The organism is Nguyenibacter vanlangensis, assembly GCF_013376155.1.
GTDB lineage: Bacteria > Pseudomonadota > Alphaproteobacteria > Acetobacterales > Acetobacteraceae > Gluconacetobacter > Gluconacetobacter vanlangensis.
The window spans coordinates 1-767 of record NZ_JABXXP010001048.1 but is presented as its reverse complement, the minus strand read 5'-3'; the positions used below and the strand labels follow the sequence as shown (position 1 = coordinate 767).

Below are 767 nucleotides of genomic sequence, written 5' to 3'. Positions count from 1 at the left end.
GGTCAGCCCCCGCGCGCGCGACCGCGCGCCCTCCGCCCCCAGCAGCCAGCGGCGCAGTTCGGCCGCTTCCAGCCCCGACAGTTCGACTGAAAACGCGCCATCGGCGGCATCCAGCACATGATGCCCCTCGTCGAACACATAGCGGGTGGGAACATTGTCCTCGTCCGTCGCGCCGTCGCCGTCCATCGCATGCCAGGCGGCCTGGGCCATCACCAGCGCATGGTTGGCGATCACCAGGTCGGCCTCCCGCGCGCGGCGAATCGAATGTTCGACGAAACAGCGCTGGTAATGCGGGCAGGCGCCATGGATGCACTCGCCCCGCCGGTCGGCGATTCCGGCCAGCATGCCGCGCCCGAACAGGTCGCCGAACCATCCGGGCAGGTCACCGCCCGTCAGATCGCCATCCGCCGTCGCCCCGGCCCAGCGCGCGATCATCGACAGCGCGACGGTGGCGCCCGACGCGCCGGGGCGGCTGGCGGCGATATTCACCGCCTCTTCCATGTTCAGCAGGCACAGATAATTCTCGCGCCCCTTGCGCAGCACCACGTGCCGCCGCCGCACCGCCGGATCGGGATACAGGCGCGCCAGCTCGCCCTCGATCTGCCGCTGCAGGTGGCGGGTATAGGTGCTGATCCACACCGTCCCGCCATTGCGTTCCGCCCACAGGCTGGCCGGCGCGACATAGCCCAGCGTCTTGCCCGTGCCGGTCCCGGCCTCGGCCAGCACCATGTGCGGATCGCCCCGCACTATCCTGGGCGCGAAGGCCG

The 767-nt window shown here is 70.8% G+C and carries 1 pseudogene; it reads right to left on the bottom strand.

Annotated elements, in window-relative coordinates:
* Positions 1-767, bottom strand: a pseudogene (locus HUK84_RS21115) (ATP-dependent DNA helicase); the annotation flags it as partial.